At 72.9% G+C, this 17,183-nt stretch carries 14 protein-coding genes and 1 pseudogene; 9 read left to right on the forward strand and 6 right to left on the reverse strand.

All coding sequences use genetic code 11. The features are described from left to right. Window positions 1-72 precede the first annotated feature (72 nt). Both ABZ490_RS20485 and ABZ490_RS20490 read left to right on the forward strand, forming a co-directional pair. Window positions 73-1,665, forward strand: coding sequence for a protein kinase (locus ABZ490_RS20485; RefSeq protein ID WP_358991914.1), 1,593 nt, complete (start codon window positions 73-75; stop codon window positions 1,663-1,665). 102 nt (window positions 1,666-1,767) lie between these two features. Next, complete coding sequence (locus ABZ490_RS20490; RefSeq protein WP_358992179.1) at window positions 1,768-2,535, forward strand: GNAT family N-acetyltransferase; 768 nt, start codon at window positions 1,768-1,770, stop codon at window positions 2,533-2,535. On the opposite strand, the gene ABZ490_RS20495 is transcribed toward ABZ490_RS20490, so the two are convergent. The 3 genes from ABZ490_RS20495 to ABZ490_RS20505 form a co-directional block, all read right to left on the reverse strand. Further along, on the reverse strand, window positions 2,520-3,080 hold the full coding sequence (locus ABZ490_RS20495; protein WP_358991916.1) for a hypothetical protein: 561 nt from the start codon (window positions 3,078-3,080) through the stop codon (window positions 2,520-2,522). The two genes, ABZ490_RS20490 and ABZ490_RS20495, sit on opposite strands and share 16 nt — an antisense overlap. Window positions 3,081-3,083: 3 nt before the next feature. After that, window positions 3,084-4,724 (reverse strand): cytochrome c oxidase subunit I, encoded by a 1,641-nt coding sequence (gene ctaD, locus ABZ490_RS20500; RefSeq protein WP_358992181.1) that lies wholly within the window; start codon window positions 4,722-4,724, stop codon window positions 3,084-3,086. A 180-nt stretch (window positions 4,725-4,904) separates the two neighbouring features. Beyond that, entirely contained in the window at window positions 4,905-5,405 is a 501-nt protein-coding gene (locus tag ABZ490_RS20505; RefSeq protein ID WP_358991918.1) for a hypothetical protein, read from the reverse strand. A gap of 223 nt (window positions 5,406-5,628) precedes the next feature. Between ABZ490_RS20505 and ABZ490_RS20510 the strand changes: the two genes are divergently transcribed. The 6 genes from ABZ490_RS20510 to ABZ490_RS20535 all read left to right on the forward strand — a co-directional run bounded on the left by ABZ490_RS20510 (window position 5,629) and on the right by ABZ490_RS20535 (window position 11,974). Next, window positions 5,629-7,653 (forward strand): SpoIIE family protein phosphatase, encoded by a 2,025-nt coding sequence (locus ABZ490_RS20510; RefSeq protein WP_358991920.1) that lies wholly within the window; start codon window positions 5,629-5,631, stop codon window positions 7,651-7,653. Window positions 7,654-7,698: 45 nt separating this feature from the next. After that, window positions 7,699-8,199 (forward strand): GNAT family N-acetyltransferase, encoded by a 501-nt coding sequence (locus tag ABZ490_RS20515; RefSeq protein WP_358991922.1) that lies wholly within the window; start codon window positions 7,699-7,701, stop codon window positions 8,197-8,199. A 127-nt stretch (window positions 8,200-8,326) separates the two neighbouring features. Further along, a complete protein-coding gene (locus ABZ490_RS20520) occupies window positions 8,327-8,968 on the forward strand; it encodes a hypothetical protein (RefSeq protein WP_358991924.1) in 642 nt (213 codons plus the stop codon). Window positions 8,969-9,080: 112 nt separating this feature from the next. Next, the gene (locus ABZ490_RS20525) at window positions 9,081-9,323 is read left to right on the forward strand and encodes a ferredoxin (RefSeq protein ID WP_358991926.1); all 243 of its coding nucleotides are present in this window, start codon (window positions 9,081-9,083) and stop codon (window positions 9,321-9,323) included. Then, window positions 9,320-10,705: an FAD-dependent oxidoreductase gene (locus ABZ490_RS20530; protein ID WP_358991928.1), complete on the forward strand. Its 1,386-nt coding sequence runs from the start codon at window positions 9,320-9,322 to the stop codon at window positions 10,703-10,705. The genes ABZ490_RS20525 and ABZ490_RS20530 overlap by 4 nt, the downstream gene beginning before the upstream one ends. A gap of 33 nt (window positions 10,706-10,738) precedes the next feature. Continuing rightward, the gene (locus tag ABZ490_RS20535) at window positions 10,739-11,974 is read left to right on the forward strand and encodes a cytochrome P450 (protein ID WP_358991930.1); all 1,236 of its coding nucleotides are present in this window, start codon (window positions 10,739-10,741) and stop codon (window positions 11,972-11,974) included. Window positions 11,975-12,205: 231 nt separating this feature from the next. Here ABZ490_RS20535 and ABZ490_RS20540 read toward each other — a convergent pair whose 3' ends face one another. Together ABZ490_RS20540 and ABZ490_RS20545 are read right to left on the reverse strand one after the other, a co-directional pair. After that, window positions 12,206-13,060: an RNA polymerase sigma-70 factor gene (locus ABZ490_RS20540; protein ID WP_358991932.1), complete on the reverse strand. Its 855-nt coding sequence runs from the start codon at window positions 13,058-13,060 to the stop codon at window positions 12,206-12,208. Next, window positions 13,057-13,635 (reverse strand): carboxymuconolactone decarboxylase family protein, encoded by a 579-nt coding sequence (locus ABZ490_RS20545; protein WP_358991934.1) that lies wholly within the window; start codon window positions 13,633-13,635, stop codon window positions 13,057-13,059. The genes ABZ490_RS20540 and ABZ490_RS20545 overlap by 4 nt, the downstream gene beginning before the upstream one ends. Before the next feature lie 148 nt (window positions 13,636-13,783). Here ABZ490_RS20545 and ABZ490_RS20550 point away from each other — a divergent pair, with 148 nt between their 5' ends. Further along, entirely contained in the window at window positions 13,784-15,949 is a 2,166-nt protein-coding gene (locus tag ABZ490_RS20550; protein WP_358991936.1) for a hypothetical protein, read from the forward strand. A 186-nt stretch (window positions 15,950-16,135) separates the two neighbouring features. Here the strand turns inward: ABZ490_RS20550 and ABZ490_RS20555 are convergent. Continuing rightward, window positions 16,136-17,110, reverse strand: a pseudogene (locus tag ABZ490_RS20555) (chitinase); the annotation flags it as partial. Between the last annotated feature and the right edge of the window lie 73 nt (window positions 17,111-17,183).

Below are 17,183 nucleotides of genomic sequence, written 5' to 3' on the forward strand. Positions count from 1 at the left end.
TGGCGGGCGAATCCACGGCAGCCGGTACGACGTCGGGCTGCCGCATGCCGTCAGGGGGGCAGAGTCATCCGGGTGCTCGCGGAGAGATACGAACTGGTCGAGGCCGTGGGGCGCGGGGGCATGGGGGAGGTCTGGCGGGCCACGGACCGCGAGCTCGGCCGTACGGTGGCGGTCAAGGTCCTGCCGCCGGACCTCACCCGTCACGAGGAGTTCCGCGTCCGGTTCCGCCGGGAGGCACGCACGGTCGCCTCGCTCAACCACCGCAACGTCGCCGTGCTGCACGACGTCGGCGAGGACACCACGGACGGTGAGACGACACCGTTCCTGGTCATGGAGTTCATCGAGGGGCGCACGCTCACCGACGCGCTCGCCGAGGGGCCGTTCACGGTCGAACGGGCCCTGGCCGTCGGCAGGGACATCGCCGACGCCCTCGCCCACAGTCACGGCCAGGGCCTCATCCACCGGGACGTCAAGCCGTCCAACGTCATGCTGACGTCCGGGGGCGACATCAAGGTCCTGGACTTCGGGATCGCCAAGGTCGTCGCGGAGACCACCACCCGGCTCACCGCCACCGGCATGACGGTCGGCACCCCCGCCTATCTCTCCCCCGAGCAGCTCACCGGGCGGTCGGTGGACGGCCGTTCCGACCAGTACTCCACCGGCTGTCTGCTGTACGAACTCCTGACCGGCCGCCCGCCGTTCGTCGGCGACTCCCCGTTCGCGGTGATGCACCAGCACATCAGCCAGGATCCGCTCGTCCCGTCCCGGCTGCGTCCGCAGATCCCGGCCGCCGTCGACGCGCTCGTCCTGCGGACCCTGGCGAAGGACCGCGAGGAGCGGCTCGGCAGCGCGGCGGAGCTGCGGGAGGCGCTGGCGGAGACCCTCGCCACGCTGAGCGCGCCGGTGGCGGCGCCGACCCGGCAGCCGGCCGCCCCGGCTCCGGTCGCACCGACCGTGCCGCCCGCGCCTCCCGCCCCCACCGTCCCGCCCGCCCGCACGGCCGCCGATCCCCCGGCGGGGCCGGGGCACACGGCGCTGGCCCAGCAGGAGACCCGCGCGGCGCCCGCGCCGCCGAGGCCGTCCGGCACGCCGGGTCGGTCCAGGGTCACCCTCGACAGGATCGTCGCCCTGCTGGGCATCGTCGCCTCCGGTGTGGTCAGCATCGGCCACGACCAGCTGTACGAAGGCTCGACCGAGGAACTCGTCACCGTGTGGGTGGTGACCGCCGTGCTCGGGCTCGCCCTGTTCCGCTGGTTCCCCCTCACCTCCACTCTCCTGTGGTGGGGGGCCGGGGCCCTGGTCGTCGCGAGCGTCGAGGCGGGCGGCTCGACCGACGAGTACGGCTACTCGTACAACAGCGAGTACGGCTACGACTACACCGGGCTCGACCACATCGAGGTCTTCGCCCTTCCACTGCTCGCCCTCGGTGTGCTCTGTCTGGTCCACGCGCTGGGTGCGCGGCGCCCCTCGCACCTCGCGGCAGCCGCCGGCGTGACCCTCGGTGGTACGGGGGTCGGCTGGCTGGCGTTCGACGCGGAGGGCCAGATCGGCGTGTTCTCGGTCGCCTGGGGTGTGGTCGTCCTGGCCGCGCTCGTGCGGGAATTCGTCGTCCGCCGGAAGGATCCCGGCACCCGCCTGCGGCTCCGGTTCGTCACGGTCGAGTAGGACGTCCGGGTCTGCTCGACGCCCCCCACGAGCAAAGGAGTCGATGTGAACCCTCGTACGGGTCGTACGGGTCGTGCGGATGTCACGGACGCGGTCGAGTCGATGGAGCAACTCGCCACCGTCTGGCGGGCCATGGTCCTCGACCGTGACGCCGGGGCGGACGTCAGGGACCTGCCGGGGATCGCCGTCCGCTGGGCCGACTGCCGCTTCGCCTTCTGGAACTGCGTCACGCTCACCGAGGCCGGGGCGGACGCGGCCCTGACGCGACGGCGCCTGGCGGAGGCCGCGGACATCATGCGGGCGAAACGGCACCCCGGTTTCCTCTGGATCTTCGAAGACCTCCTCGACGCCGGGGCTCGCGCGGGTCTCCCGGAGGCGGCCGAGCGGGCGGGTCTCGCCCATGCCTTCCCCGGTACCGGCATGGCCGGGGACCTGCTCCCGCTCCCCGAACCCGCCCACCCCGACCTCACGTTCGTCCGGGTGAGCACCGACGAGCACCTGCTCGCCTACGCCGACCTCAACTCCCGCGCCTACGGCTTCCCCCTGGCCGACGGGCGCGACGGACTGGCCGGCTCGACGCTCTGGAAGCGGGACGTGCACGCCTGGCTGGGGCTGCGCGACGACACCCCCGTGACCTGCGCCGCGACCGTCGAGGCCGACGGCCGGCTGTTCGTCGTCCTCGTCGCGACGGACCCGCGGTGGGAGCGCCGGGGCTACGGCGAGGCCGTGACCCGCAAGGCCCTGTGCGAAGGGGCCCGGGCCACCGGACTGACCCGGGCCACCCTGCACGCGACCGCGGCCGGCGCGCCCGTCTACCCCCGCATCGGCTTCGCACCGAACTCGCCCCTGAGCTTCTACGGCCTGCGGTAGCCGCCCGTCCCGGTCCGGCGGCGGGCCGGTCCCGCGTACGCGACCGCGAGGGCGACCGACAGGGCGACGATCCCGGTCGGCGCCACGGCGAGCGGCAGCCAGGGCGCGCCGCGCTCCCCCGCCCCGGCCGTCAGCAGTGCCGCGGTGGTCGCCGCCGTGAACAGCCCGCAGGCGAGGAGGACGGCTACGCCCGGCCGGCCCCGGCCGGCGCCGGCGGGACGCGGGTCCGCGCGCAGTGCCGCCCAGTCGCGCGCGGTCTGCCGTGCCTCGCGCCGCCGCTGGACGGCCGCACGGCCCCACAGGACCGCCGTGACGGCCGCTCCGGTGGCCGCCGCGGCGGCGGGCGCCGACCAGGCCTCCGCCAGGAACAGCAGCAGGGCGATGACCCCGGTCGTGCTCCAGCCGCTCAGACAGGCGGCCGCCGCGGTGCGGCGGGAGTCGGGGCGGTCGGCGCCGGCCCGCAGGTCGACGAGGGCCGGCAGGTACCAGACACAGCCGGACACGGTCACCATGGCGGCGCCGAGAGCGGCGACGGGCTGCACCACGGCCTAGACCTCCGTCTCGAGCGCGAGGATTTCCGGGTGGTGCAGATCGAAGGCGGGCGACTCGCTGCGGATGCGCGGCAGGCCGGTGAAGTTGTGGCGCGGCGGCGGGCAGGAGGTGGCCCACTCCAGGGAGCGGCCGTAGCCCCAGGGGTCGTCCGCCGTGACCGGCGTGCCGTACCTGGCGGTCTTCCAGACGTTGTAGAGGAACGGCAGGATCGACAGGCCGAGCAGGAACGCCCCGAGGGTGGACAGGGTGTTGAGGGCGGTGAAGCCGTCGGCGGCCAGGTAGTCGGCGTACCGGCGGGGCATGCCCTCCGCGCCGAGCCAGTGCTGGATCAGGAAGGTGAGGTGGAAGCCGACCGTGAGCGTCCAGAAGGTGATCTTGCCGAGGCGTTCGTCGAGCATCCTCCCGGTGAACTTGGGCCACCAGAAGTGGAAGCCGGCGAACATCGCGTACACGACCGTGCCGAAGACGGTGTAGTGGAAGTGGGCGACGACGAAGTACGAGTCGGAGAGATGGAAGTCCGTCGGGGGTGACGCGAGGATCACTCCGGTGAGGCCGCCGAACACGAACGTGACGAGGAAGCCCGTGGTCCACAGCATCGGTGTCTCGAAGGACAGCGAGCCCTTCCACATGGTGCCGATCCAGTTGAAGAACTTCACGCCGGTCGGGACGGCGATGAGGAACGTCATGAAGGAGAAGAAGGGCAGCAGCACCCCGCCGGTGACGTACATGTGGTGGGCCCACACGGTCACCGACAGGCCCGCGATGGCGATGGTCGCGGCGACGAGCCCCATGTAGCCGAACATCGGTTTGCGGCTGAAGACGGGGATCACCTCGGAGACGATCCCGAAGAACGGCAGCGCCAGGATGTAGACCTCGGGATGCCCGAAGAACCAGAACAGGTGCTGCCAGAGCAGGGCGCCGCCGTTCGCCGCGTCGAAGACATGGCTGCCGAACTTGCGGTCGCACTCCAGCGCGAACAGGGCCGCCGCGAGCACGGGGAACACGATCAGCACGAGGACGCCGGTCAGCAGCACGTTCCAGGTGAAGATCGGCATGCGGAACATGGTCATGCCGGGGGCGCGCATACAGATGATCGTGGTGATGAAGTTGACGGCTCCCGCGATCGAGCCGAACCCGGACAGCGCCACGCCCATGATCCACAGGTCGGCGCCGAGGCCCGGCGAGTGCACGGAGTCCGACAGCGGGGCGTACAGGAACCAGCCGAAGGACGCGGCTCCGCCCGGGGTGAGGAAGCCGAAGGCCGCGATCGACGAACCGAACAGGAAGAGCCAGAAGGCCAGCATGTTCAGCCGGGGGAAGGCGACGTCCGGGGCGCCGATCTGGAGCGGCATGATCCAGTTGGCGAACCCGGTGAACAGCGGCATCGCGAACATCAGCAGCATGATCGAGCCGTGCATCGTGAACGCCTGGTTGAACTGCTCGTTCGACATCAACTGGAGCCCCGGACGAGCCAGTTCGGCTCGCATCAGCAGCGCCAGGACGCCGCCGACGATGAAGAACACGAACGCGCTCACCAGATACAGCGTGCCGATCCTCTTGTGGTCGGTGGTCGTCAGCCACTCCACCCAGGAGGGCCGGGCCGCGGCCCCCACGGCGCTCCCCGGCGTGATCTCCACCAGTTCCGTACGTGCCTCGTCCACCGGTGTGTGTCCTCCCCTTGCTTCCCTGACGGCTCGGCTTCTCGCCGACCCAAGATCACCGCAGGTGAGAGGGGCGCCGGTAGGGTCGAACGGCCCCGGCCGGTCCCGGGACCGGGGGCCCGAAGGTCCCGCCCGGCCCGGATCGGGCCCCGGCCGTCACCGCCGTCCCGGCGCCACGCGCAGGGTGGTGCGGGCCGCGCCCGCCGGCCAGAGCACCTCGACCTCGACGCCGCGGGCGCGGGCGTAGGCCACCAGATGCGCGGTGGCGTCCCGGCCGTCGGAGGGCGAGCCGTCCCACACGGCCACCAGCCGCCGGCAGCCCGCGACGATCTCCTCGTCGGCGCCGACGCACGCGTCGCGGTCGCCGGGGTCGTACGTCAGCAGCCGTACCTCCCGGGCGAGCAGCAGCAGCTCCCCCGTCGGCATCCGGTCCCGCTCGGGGAGCAGCGCGGGCACCATGCCGCTGGTGGGGATCACCACGACCAGGTCCCGCCCCGCCACCCGCAGCGCCCGTGCGAAGGCCACCGGGGCGCCGCCCCCGGCGCGCACCACTCCCGGGTCGCCGTCGGGCTCCCTCTCCAGCCGAGCCACCAGTTCGGCCTCGATGAGTCCGAGGCTCTCCGGGGTCACGTCGGCGTGGCCCACCACCGCGATCATCCACCGCTCCTTCCGTTCGGTCCTCGCGCCAGTGAAGTCAGCGCCGCGCGGGCCTGACCAGGGCCGAACGGCCCTGACCGGGAGCGCTCGGCGCGGTGGGCCCGGCGCCGGGCGTCGGTGGCGCCGGACACGGCGGTCGCCACAGTTCCAGATATGGTGTTTTCGTATGAAATATTGCCCAGGGTGAGGTCATACGGTGGATGCTCCCCGGAGAACGGGCCAGGTGCCGGAACAGCCCCTGGAGGCGGTCGGGTACGCGGGCGTGCTGCGCGAGCTGCTGCCGATCGCGCTGTGGCGGGAGGACGCGGACGGCCGGATCGTGGAGTGGTCGCTCGCGGCCCAGGATCTGCTGGGGTACCGGGCCGAGGACGTGCTCGACCGGCCCGCCTCGGCCCTGCTGGTGCCCGAGGGCAACCGCGAGCTGGCCGATGAGCTGACGTACCGCGTGCACAGCGGGGAGACGGTCGTCGGGACCCTGTCCGTGCGCCATCGCGACGGCCATCAGGTCACCATGGAGATGTGGATCGTCCCGGCCACCGGTCCGGACGGGCGGGCCGGGGCGATGCTGATCGCCGTGGAGACCTCCCAGGTCCTGCGGATGCGGGACTCGCTGGCGGCGCTGGAGAGCCTGTTCAGCCAGTCGCCGATCGGTCTGGCCACGCTCGGCACCGATCTGCGCTTCCTGCGCGTCAACGACGCGCTCGCCCGGATGAACGGGGTCTCGCCCGCCGAGCACGTGGGCAAGCGGCTCACGGAGGTCGTGCCCGGGGTCAACGCGCTGGCCCTGGAGGCGACGATGCAGGAGGTGCTGGACCGGGGCACGGCCGTCGTCGACGTCCGCCGCAGCGGACGCACCTCCGCCGACCCGCACCGGGAGCGGACCTGGTCCTGCTCCTACGCCCCGCTGCTCGACGGCGCGGGCCGCACCCTGGGGCTCATCGCGTCCCTCATCGACATCACCGAGAGCCAGCAGGCCGAGCGGGACGCGGAACGGGCCCGGCGCCGCTTCGCACTGCTGGCGGAGGCCGGCACCAGGGTCGGTACCACCCTGGACCTGCAGCAGACGTCCGAGGAGATCGTCCGGATGCTGGTGCCGCAGCTCGCGGACTCCGCCGACGTACAGCTCCTGGAGGAGGTGATGGCGCCCGACGAGCCCACCGACGCCGTGCACGGGGTGGTGCGGCGCATGGCCGCCCTGTTCGCCGACCCCGCCGCGCCGCGCGCGAAGCTGCGCCCCGGGCTGACGTCCCGGCTGGAGCAGGGCTCGCTGTACGAGCGGGTCATCACCGAGGGGCGCCCCACCAACCTGTACCGGTCGGACGTCCGGGCCCTGGTGACCGACCCCCGCGCCGACGAGCTGCGCGCCTACCTGATGAGTCTGGGCTCGGCACGGCTGGTCCCGCTGGTGGCCCGGGGCAAGGCGCTGGGCGCGATCGTGGTGACCCGGCTGCGCAGCCGGGAGCCCTTCGACGAGCAGGACTGCGTGCTCATCGACGAGCTGGCCGCGCGTGCCGCCCTGAACATCGACAACGCGCTGATGTACACCCGGCAGCGGGCGGCGGCCCTCACACTTCAGCGCAGCCTGACGAACAGCGCACTGCCGGACGTGCCCGGGCTCGATCTCACCGGCCGGTACCTGCCCGCCAGCGAGCACGACGTCGGCGGTGACTGGTACGACGTTATCGCGCTGCCGGACGACCGGACCGGTCTGGTCATCGGCGATGTGATGGGCCACGGCATCCACGCGGCGGCGGTGATGGGCCAGCTCCGCGCGGCGGTGCGCTCGCTCGCCCGGCACGGGATCCGTCCGGCCCGGATGCTGCGCTCGCTGGACGCCGTGGTGGCCGACATGGGCGAGGACCAGATGGCGACCTGCGTGTACGCCGTGCACGATCCGGCGACCGGCGGCTGTCTGATCGCCCGGGCCGGCCATCCGCCGCCGGCCGTGATGACGCCGGGCGGCGCGATCACCTTCCTGGACGGGTCCCCGGGCACCCCGCTGGGCACCGGTGGGCGGCGGTTCGCGACCGAGGAGGTCCCGCTGCCGCCCGGCAGCCTGCTGGTCCTGTACACCGACGGGCTGATCGAGGCCCGCGGCAGCGACCTCGACCAGGGCCTGGACCGCCTCGCCCGGGCCCTGCGGCGCCCCGCGCCCTCGCTCTCCGCGCTCTGCGACGGCGTCCTCGAACAGATGCTGCCGCACCCCGCCCAGGACGACGTCGCGGTCCTGATGGCCCGCCCGCAGTGACCGGGGGGCCTCTTCGGTCGCGGGACGGCGTGTGATGCTGGCGGCATGACTGATCAGCACGGGATCGCCGTCGTCCGCTGGACGGGGCAGGACCTCTCTCCCGACGGCGGGCTCTCCGGGCTGCTGGCGGCCTACCACCTGCGCACCCAGGACGAGAAGGGCGAGGGCGTCGAGCGGGTGGAGGAGCTGCCGGAGCGCTACCGGGAGGAGGTCCGCGATCCGCTCGGCGCGTTCGGGCGGGACGAGGTGCTGGTCGCGGTGAGCGAGGGTGCCACCGTGGGCTGTGTGGTGGTGACCGGGTCCGTGGCCGGGCGGTGCGAGGTGAAGCGGCTGTGGACACAGCCGGACCGGCGGGGCCGCGGGGTGGCGTCCGCGCTGATCGGAGCCGCGCTGGCCCGGGCCGGGGAGAACGGCGTGCGCACGGTGGGACTGTCGGTGTGGCGGTGGCGGACGGGGGCGATCGCGCTGTACGAGCGGCTCGGATTCACCGTCGTGGAGTCGTGGGACGACCGGGAGCGGCTGGTGTGCATGGAGCGCGCCCTCTGAGGGGTCCCGGGCCCGTTCGGTGACCTGTACGGCCCACCGCTCGCTCCCTCCCGGGTGGTCCCGGTGGCGGAACCCGCCGGATCGCGGGTGTCTGGACGCAAGAGGTGCGTACAGAGAGCGGGAGACCATGGAACGGAAGCGCGAGCCCCTCGGGACGGTCCGGGCCGCCGGGATCGCCGGTGTCGTCTTCGCGGTCCTGATGGCCGTGGCGATCGTCCTGTTGCGGACCGCCCTGCCCGGCGGGGCGGAGGGACATCACATCACGGTGGACGCGGCGCAGCGCAGGACCGTGCAGACGGCGCTGGGGCTGCTGCCGTACGCCGGGATCGCGTTCCTGTGGTTCATGGGGGCTCTGCGCGAGCAGGTCGGGGAGGCGGAGGACCGGTTCATGGCCACGGTGTTCCTCGGCAGCGGCGTGATCTTCGTCGCCACCCTGTTCGGGTGCGCCGCGGCGGCGGTGACCGTGCTGGACGAGGACCAGCAGAACGCCCCCTTCGGCCGCAACTTCGCCTACACCCTGCTGACCACGTACTCGATGCGGATGGCGGCGGTGTTCATCATCACGACCTCGACCATCGGCCGTCGGCTCGGCGTCCTGCCGCGCCCCCTCGTGCTCCTCGGTTTCGCCACGGGCCTGACGCTGCTGCTCGCCGGGACGAGTCTGCCCTGGTCGGAGCTGGTGTTCCCGGCCTGGGCGCTGATCGTCAGCCTGGACATCCTGCGAGGCGGACGCGCCTCGACGCCCAGGCGGCGGCCCGCCTCGACGTGAGCGGGCCGGCCTCCCCCTCACCCGAACGGGCCGCTCCTCGTCGCCGCCCGTCCCGCGGGCCCCGAGGCTGGTCGCAAGGGGCTCGACAGGGCCGTAGGAGAGGAGCGATCCCGTGCCGAGGATTGCCGTCGATCTGAACCGCTGCCAGGGATACGCGCAGTGTGCGTTCCTCGCCCCCGAGGTCTTCGCCATGCACGGTGACGAGGCGTTGCTCTACGACCCGGAGCCGGACGAGGGGCAGCGGGAGAAGCTGGCGCAGGCCGCCGCGGCCTGCCCGGTGCAGGCCGTGCTCGTCGACGCGGTGGACTCCGTGGATACCGCTGACGCCGCGGCCGGGGCGGTGTCCGACCGGTGAGCGGTGACCTGGAACGGCTCCGCCGCGAGGGCCGGGTCGTCGTGGTCGGCGCCTCCCTCGCGGGTCTGCGGGCGGCGGAGACCCTGCGCGAGAAGGGGTTCGCGGGCTCCCTGACGATGATCGGGGACGAGCCGTACGCGCCGTACGACCGGCCGCCGCTGTCCAAGACGGTGCTGCTCGGCCGGGCGACCGCCGAGCGGACCGCGCTGCCCCGGCTGAAGGAGGTCGACGCGACCTGGCGGCTGGGCGTCGCCGCGACCGGGCTGGACATGGCGGGCCGGCGGGTGCGGCTGGCCGACGGCGACGAGGTGCCGTACGACCGGCTGCTGATCGCCACCGGTGTGCGGGCGCGGCCCTGGCCGCGCGAGGCCGAGGCGGAGCTGGACGGTGTGTTCGTGCTGCGGACCCGGGACGACGGCGCGGCGCTCGCGCGGCGGCTGGCGGCGGGGCCGAAGCGGGTGCTGGTCGTCGGGGCCGGGTTCACCGGCTCGGAGATCGCCGCCGCGTGCCGGGAACGCGGTCTGGCCGTCACGGTCGCCGAGCGCGGGGCCTCTCCGCTGGTCGGCGCGCTCGGCGGGGTGGTGGGCGCGGTCGCCGCCGATCTGCAGCGGCGGCACGGCGTGGACCTGCGGTGCGGGGTGATGGTGACGGCGCTGGAGGGCGACGCCGCGGGGCGGGTGCGGGCCGCGCAGCTCTCCGACGGCTCCACCGTGGAGACGGACGTCGTGGTCGTCTCGCTGGGCGCCACCCGCAACACCGAGTGGCTGGCCGGCTCGGGGCTCGGGGCCGGGCCCCGCGGGATCGCCTGCGACGCGGGCTGCCGTGCCTTCGACGTCCGCGGGATCGTCACGGACGACGTGTTCGCCGCGGGTGACGTCGCCCGCTGCCCGCACCCGCTGTTCGGCTACCAGTTCCTGTCGCTGGAGCACTGGGGCAACGCCGTCTCCCAGGCACGGGTGGCGGCCCACAACATGCTGAGCGAGAGCACCGACCGGATCCCGCACATGGAGGTGCCGGCGTTCTGGTCCTCGCAGTTCGGGGTCAACATCAAGTCGGTCGGGGTGCCCTCGCTGGGGACGGAGATCCTGATCACCCAGGGCTCGCTGGAGGAGCGCCGGTTCGTCGGCGTGTACGGCTACCAGGGGCGGATCATCGGCGCGGTCTCCTTCGACCAGTCCCGCTGGCTGCCGTTCTACCAGCGGCTGATCGAGACGACCGCGCCGTTCCCGCCGGAGTTCGCCACGGTCGACCGGCGCGCGGAGGGCCGGCGGCCGCTCGACGCGGACTTCCCCGACCCGTCGGTGCCGACCCACGGCCCCACCGTGACCCTCAGCGGGTACTCGCCGGCCGACCGCCGGATGACGTTCACCCCCGCGCACTGACCCGCCACGGCCACGAGCCCACGAGGACCCGCCATGACGCCTTCGCCGCTCCACCGGATCCTGGACTACGCCAACCGCGCCGACCCCTACCCGATCTACGAGGAGCTGCGCAGGACGCCGGTCCATCACGAGGACGACGGGCCGTACGTCATCAGCACGTACCACGAGATCCTCGGTCTGCTGCACGATCCCCGGGTCAGCTCCGACTCCCGCACCGTCGCGCAGACCGGGCACGATCCGCTGGCCGAGCCGGACCAGCAGGAGAGCGCGCTGCCGCCGAGCTTCCTGCGGCTCGACCCGCCGGAGCACGACCGGCTGCGCCGGATGACGAACCGTCCGTTCGGACCGCCGCACTCCCCGCACCGGATCGACGGGATGCGCGGCGAACTGCGGGACATCGTCACCGGTCTCATCGACGGCATCGGCGATCCGGACCGCTTCGACCTGGTGGACCAGTTCTCGTACCCGTTCCCGGTGACGGTGATCTGCCGGCTGCTGGGGATCCCCCGCGAGGACGAGGCGCGGTTCCACGCCTGGGCGGACGCCATCGCGGCGAGCCTGGACCCCGATCCGGACGCGGATCCCGCCGAGCGCGGCAAGGGCGCGCACGACGCCCGGATGCAGTTGGGCATGTACCTGGCCGGGCTGATCGAGGAGCGCCGCAGGAACCCCGGTGACGACATGCTCTCCGCGCTGGCCACGGCCCAGGGCGAGGACGGCTCGATGACCACGATGGAGTTGCTCAGCACCGCCGCGCTGCTGCTGATCGCGGGCCACGAGACCACCGTCAACCTGGTCACCAACGGCATGCTGACCCTGCTGCGCAACCCCGAGGTGCTGCAGCGGCTGCGGGCCGATCCCCGGCTGGCCGTGCCCGTCGTCGAGGAGCTGCTGCGCTTCGAGCCTCCGGTGCAGCTGGTGCCCCAGCGGGTCACCCTCGCCGATGTCGAGGTCCGGGGCGTCACCATCCCCAAGGGCTCCTCCCTGTGGCTGGTGCTGGCGTCCGGGAACCGGGACCCGCGGCGCTTCGAGAACCCGGACCGCTTCGACCCCGACCGCCGGGACATCCAGCACCTCGGCCTCGGCAGCGGCATCCACAGCTGCTTCGGCGCGCCCCTGGCCCGGCTGGAGACCCAGTTCGCCCTGGCGGAACTGGCCCGGCGGCTGGAGAACCCGCGACTGCTGGAGGACCCGCCGCCGTACCGCCGGAACGCGGTGCTGCGCGGGCCCCGGCACCTGCGGATCACGTGCGACGGGATCCGGGCCTAGGTCGTGTCCGCGCAGTCCCGTCGTCCGCCCGAAGGGCGGGTCCTGCGGCGTCCGGTCCGTGCTCTCGGCGCGCCGGGCGGAGACCCTGGTACGGGATGTACTCGGGGCTTCGCCCGGCGCGGCGAGTGGGGGCACCCCCTCTGGGGGAGGGGCTCTGCGGACACGACCTGGGCATCGGCTGCCCGGGCCCGGTCCCGCCGCACCGCGGCTCACGTCGCGGCCATCTCGTGGTCACCTCGTGCGCAGGGCGGCCGGTGCGTCGAGGCGGGTCAGTTTCAGCGGGTTCGCGTGCGCGTGGATCCGGGTGACCTTCCCGTCCTCGACCACCAGGCTCACCACGGCCGCCTGTCCGCCGATCTCGACCCGGCCGGCGGGCTCGCCGTTGAGCCAGACGACCGTCACCACCCGGCCGGGGTGCGCGAGCAGCCGCGCCACCGTGTCGGCCCCGTGGACCGGGACCCGTGCGGCGTTCGCAAGTCCGCCGCCGTCCGCGACCAGGACGACGTCCGGGGCCATCACGTCCAGCAGTTCCCGCAGCTCGCCGGTGCGCAGCGCGGCCAGGAACCGCTCCACCACGGCCTGCCGCTCCGAGAGGCTCACCCGCACCCTGGGCCGGCGGGCCGCCACGTGCTCGCGGGCCCGGCGCGCGATCTGCCGTACGGCGGCGGGCGACTTCCCGACGGTCCCGGCGATCTCGCCGTACGGCACGTCGAAGACCTCGCGGAGCACGAACACCGCCCGTTCGACGGGGGCGAGCGTCTCCAGCACGGTCAGCATCGCGAGGGAGACGCTCTCCGCGAGTTCGACGTCCTCGGCGACGTCGGGACTGGTCAACAGGGGCTCCGGGAGCCACTCGCCGACGTAGTCCTCGCGGCTGCGGGCCACGCTCCGCAGCCGGTTGAGCGACTGCCGGGTGACGGTCCGCACGAGGTACGCCCTCGGATCCCGCACCTGGGCGCGGTCCACGTCGGCCCAGCGCAGCCAGGACTCCTGCACCACGTCCTCGGCGTCGGCGGCGGAGCCGAGCATCTCGTAGGCGACCGTGAAGAGCAGGCCGTGATGGGTGACGAACGGGTCCTCGGTCATGCCGTGGGCGCCGCGCCGGACGTCCCGGGGCGCGCGGCCAGCGGGACCTCGCAGGCGTCGGAGAAGCCCTGCGACTTCACGCCGTTGGCCACGTTGGACCGCGTCGCCAGGTTGACGAAGGCGACGAACGCGGTGAGTTCGACCATCGCCTCCGGGCCCAGCCGCTCCAGCAGGCTCGTGTACTGCGCGTCGGTGACGGTCGGCGGGGTGTGCGTCATGGCCTCGGCGTACGCCATCACGTCCCGCTCCAGCGGGGTGAAGACCTCCGCCTCCCGCCAGCGCGGCACCTGGCTGGCCTTGGTCAGGTCCAGCTGCTGGTTCCGCGCCTGGAAGTAGCCGACGTCGAGGCACCAGCTGCAGCCGACCAGCGCCGCGACCGCCATGTGCGCGAACGACTTCAGACTCGCGTCGGCCGCGGCCCACGCGCCCACCCGGCCGCCGAACTCCATGTTGTCGCGGGTGACTTCGGGGCTGTGCCACAGCACCTCGAGATTCTCGGGCACGGCGCCGAACTGTTTGACCATGTTCTCCTTCATCTGGGCGGGAATCTCGGCCTTGGGGAGCCGCAGCGTCATGTCGTTCTCCTTGTGGCGGTCTTGGTGTCGGGGTTCTGGTGTCGGTCCTGGCATGAAGACACCGGCGGGGCGCCGGATGTGACAGGGGTGCGGCAGGAGCCCGATAACCCGCATGCCCGAAGGGGGCGGTTTCTGCGATCATGCCGGGATGTTCCGGTCGCTCGAACACCTGGTCATCCGTCACACGTACCGTCTGCCCGCCCCCGTCGGCCCCGTCGGCGAAGGAGGCGGCGCGGCACGGCAGTTGGACGCCGCTCTGCTGTCGGTGGGCTTCAAGCTCTCGGCGGAGCTGCTCGGGCATCTGTCGGGGCTGGACGAGAAGACGGTCGCCGAGACCGCCGTACGGACCCTGCGGACGGTCCGTGAGCTGGTCGGCGACCATGTCCGGCACAACGTCTACTTCATCGACTTCCCGGCCAACGTCCCGGACACGTACAACTTCTGGGCCCGCTGCCTCACCGAGGCGCTCGCCGACGACGCGTCCCGCGCGAGCACGCTCGCCCAGCTGAGCACGGGCGTGGTCGACCTGCTCACCCTGCCGTCGTACGGCACGTACCGGCACGCGTACGAGGAGATGCTCGCCGCGCACGAGGAGCTGATCGCCGCCGCGGGCGACCGTCTGACGGTCCTGCACCTGGGCGGCACGCCGGAGGCCGAGGTCACCGCGCTGTATCTGGCGCTCGCGGGCAGCGTGACCCCGCTGGGCGAGGAGGGCCTGCGCGATCTCGGGGTGCTCGCGCGGCACTGTGTCGACGGTCCCCAGCCCGAGGCGATCCCCGTCCGGGAGAACCGCGCCGTCGTCAACGTCGCCCGGCTGCACGCCGGCGCGGACCCGCTGCTGGACACGGTCACCGATGTGCTGCGGCTGGCCTGCGCGCTGTCGGGCGGTGACCCCACCCTGGCGGCGCCGACCCGGTTCCGGTCGCCGACCCGGCGGGTGCGGCGGGCCCTGCTCGCCGGCCTCGACGCGGTCGTGGCCGCGGCGCCCGCCAAGCTGGCCGACGTCGTCGCGCACCGCGAGGCGTTCAAGCGGCTCGGCGAGCGGCTGCATCCGCACGAGTACCCGCACTGGCCGCACGCCGCCGAGGTGTTCGCGGTGGCGCGGGGCGAGCGGGCGGCCCCTTCGTTCGACAGCCGTGTGGAGGAGTTGCTGGGCGCGGACGACGTCGTCGGGGCGGCCCGGCTGCTGACGGCCGCCCCGGGCCGGCTGTTCCGCTCGCTGGACCGCCTGCTGCGCCGGTGCCGTACCGAGGACGAGCGCGAGGCCGTGGTGGCCGCCGTCGAGGAGGTCGCCCCGAAGGTCTCCGGGCGGGTGCTGCTGTCGGTCCGTGAGCACTTCCACAACCGGGCCGAAGAGCCCGCCGCGAGCCGGGTGTTCGTCAACCGCATGGGCCGCGGCCGGGTCACGGCCGACACCCGCCCGCCGGTGGGGGCGGCGCAGCGCGAGCGGCTGATCGAGATCCTGGACGCGGAGACGCGCCGCCGACTGCCCGGGCCCGGGCACCTGCTGGTCGACCCCGACGTCCTCGACGTGGCGCTGCCGCTCAGCGGCAAGGCGACGGCGGCCGGGCTGGGCGTGCTGCCGCGCGGCTCGCTCTCCCGGGTCGACGGGGAGCTGCTGCGGTTCTTCGTGTACTGGAAGCAGACGAGCCGCACCACCGACTTCGACCTGTCCGCACTGCTCCTGGACGCCTCGTACGAGAGCCTCGGCTGGCTGTCGTACACCGAACTCAAGCAGGTCGAGGGCGAGCACTCGGGGGACATCACCGACGCGCCGGACGGCGCCTCGGAGTTCATCGATCTGCGGCTGGGGGCGGCGCGCGGGGACTTCGTCGTCCCGCAGGTCAACATCTTCTCGGGCGAGGGGTTCGAGGAGGTGGAGGAGTCGTTCTTCGGCTTCATGCTGCGCGAGGCCGAGCAGCGGGGGCGGCCGTTCGAGGCGCGCACCGTGCGGATGAAGTCGGAGCTGCGGGGCCCCGGCCGGGTCGCGCTGCCAGTGGTGTTCCTGCGCGGCGCCGACGGCGCCTGGTACGCGAAGTGGCTGCATCTGCACCTGCGGGGCAGGGTCGCCTTGAACCGGGTCGAGGGGAACCGGCTCTCGGTCGCGGCGCTGGTGCGTGCGGTCGTGGAGCGGGAGCAGCTCACGGTCCGGCATCTCGTCGGTCTGATGGGCGCCGGGACCGTCACGGTGTGGGACGGCGGGGCGGTCCCGGACGGTCCGGTCACGTACATCGGTCTGGAGCGGCCCGAGGGGCTGCACCCGGACTCGGTGGTCGTCACCCGGGAAAACCTGCGCGACCTGATCCCCGGCTGACTGCTACCGTTGCCTTCGGGCGAGGCCATGAACGGGCTTCCTTCTCATCACTCCCTTTGATTCCAGTCCGTTCGCTCTCCTCCCCTTCGACTTCACGCCGGGGTGCCGCGGGGCACCCCGGCGTCGTCATGTCGTCGGGTCGTCAGGTCGTCAGTGGTGCGGGTGGTGCGCTGCGGTGAGCGCCTCGAAGGTGTGGCTGAAGTACCAGGTGTCCTGGGCGATGCCGGAGCAGGAGTCGGAGCCGCCGGTGCCGACACAGCCTCCGTTGTCGCGCTGGAGCGCCCAGAAGGAGAGGGTGTTGATGCCCCGGGCCTCGGCCCACTTCTCCACCGTGACGGCGTTCTCGGTGGTGAAGGTCTCCTCGGGGCCGTAGTCGTCGATGCCGGGCATCTCGATGACGCCGATCATGTTCCAGAGCCGGGTGGAGCTCTTCTTCGGGTAGAGCGCGGCCAGTTGGCCGTGGAGTCCGGTGGCGGCCGTCACCGTGTCGGCGGCCATGTCGTGGGCGGCGCCGTCGTAGTAGTCGAAGGTCATGAGGTTGACGACGTCCACCCGTGCGCCGTTGTCGACGGCGTTGCGGAGCACGGCCAGGCCGTTGGCCTCCAGTCCGGTCGTGGAGGTCGGCAGGGTGTAGGAGAACTCGACGCGGCGGCCGGTGTGTTCCGCCCAGCGTTCGACCTTGGCGATCGCCTTGTTGCGGCGGTCGATGCCGGCGGCGTTGTCGATGGAGTCGCCTTCGACGTCGAGGTCGATGCGGGTGATGCCGTACGTGGTGACGAGGCTCTTGAAGACGGCGGCGATGGCGTCGACGTCGGTGCAGCTGTCGGCGAGTTCGGTGCCCGTGGTGTCCGCGGACCAGCCGCCGAAGGACGGGATGGCGTTGCCGCCGCGTGCCTGGAGCCGCGCGATGTCGCGGCCGAAGGTGCCCTTCGAGATCGGCCGGCCGCTGTCGCCGTCCCAGTACGCGGTGCAGGAGCCCGGCGCGGCCGTCTGGAGGAAAGCCAGGGTGAGGTACGTGTTGCCGGAGGCGGCGGCGAGTTCGGCCGGGCTCTCCCCGGTCCAGGTCTCGAAGTACGGCGCCACCACCTGGGCGGGCCGGGGCTTCGCGGCGGCCGGCAGGGTGTCCGGGGCGGCGAGCGCGGCCCCTCCCCCGAGGGCCATGAGTCCGACGGACAGCGAGGTCGCGCTCAGACAGGACAGCAACGTGCGCACAGAACCAGGTCGTCTCACTGAC

This window comes from Streptomyces sp. NPDC005811 (assembly GCF_040630405.1).
Classification (GTDB): Bacteria; Actinomycetota; Actinomycetes; order Streptomycetales; family Streptomycetaceae; genus Streptomyces.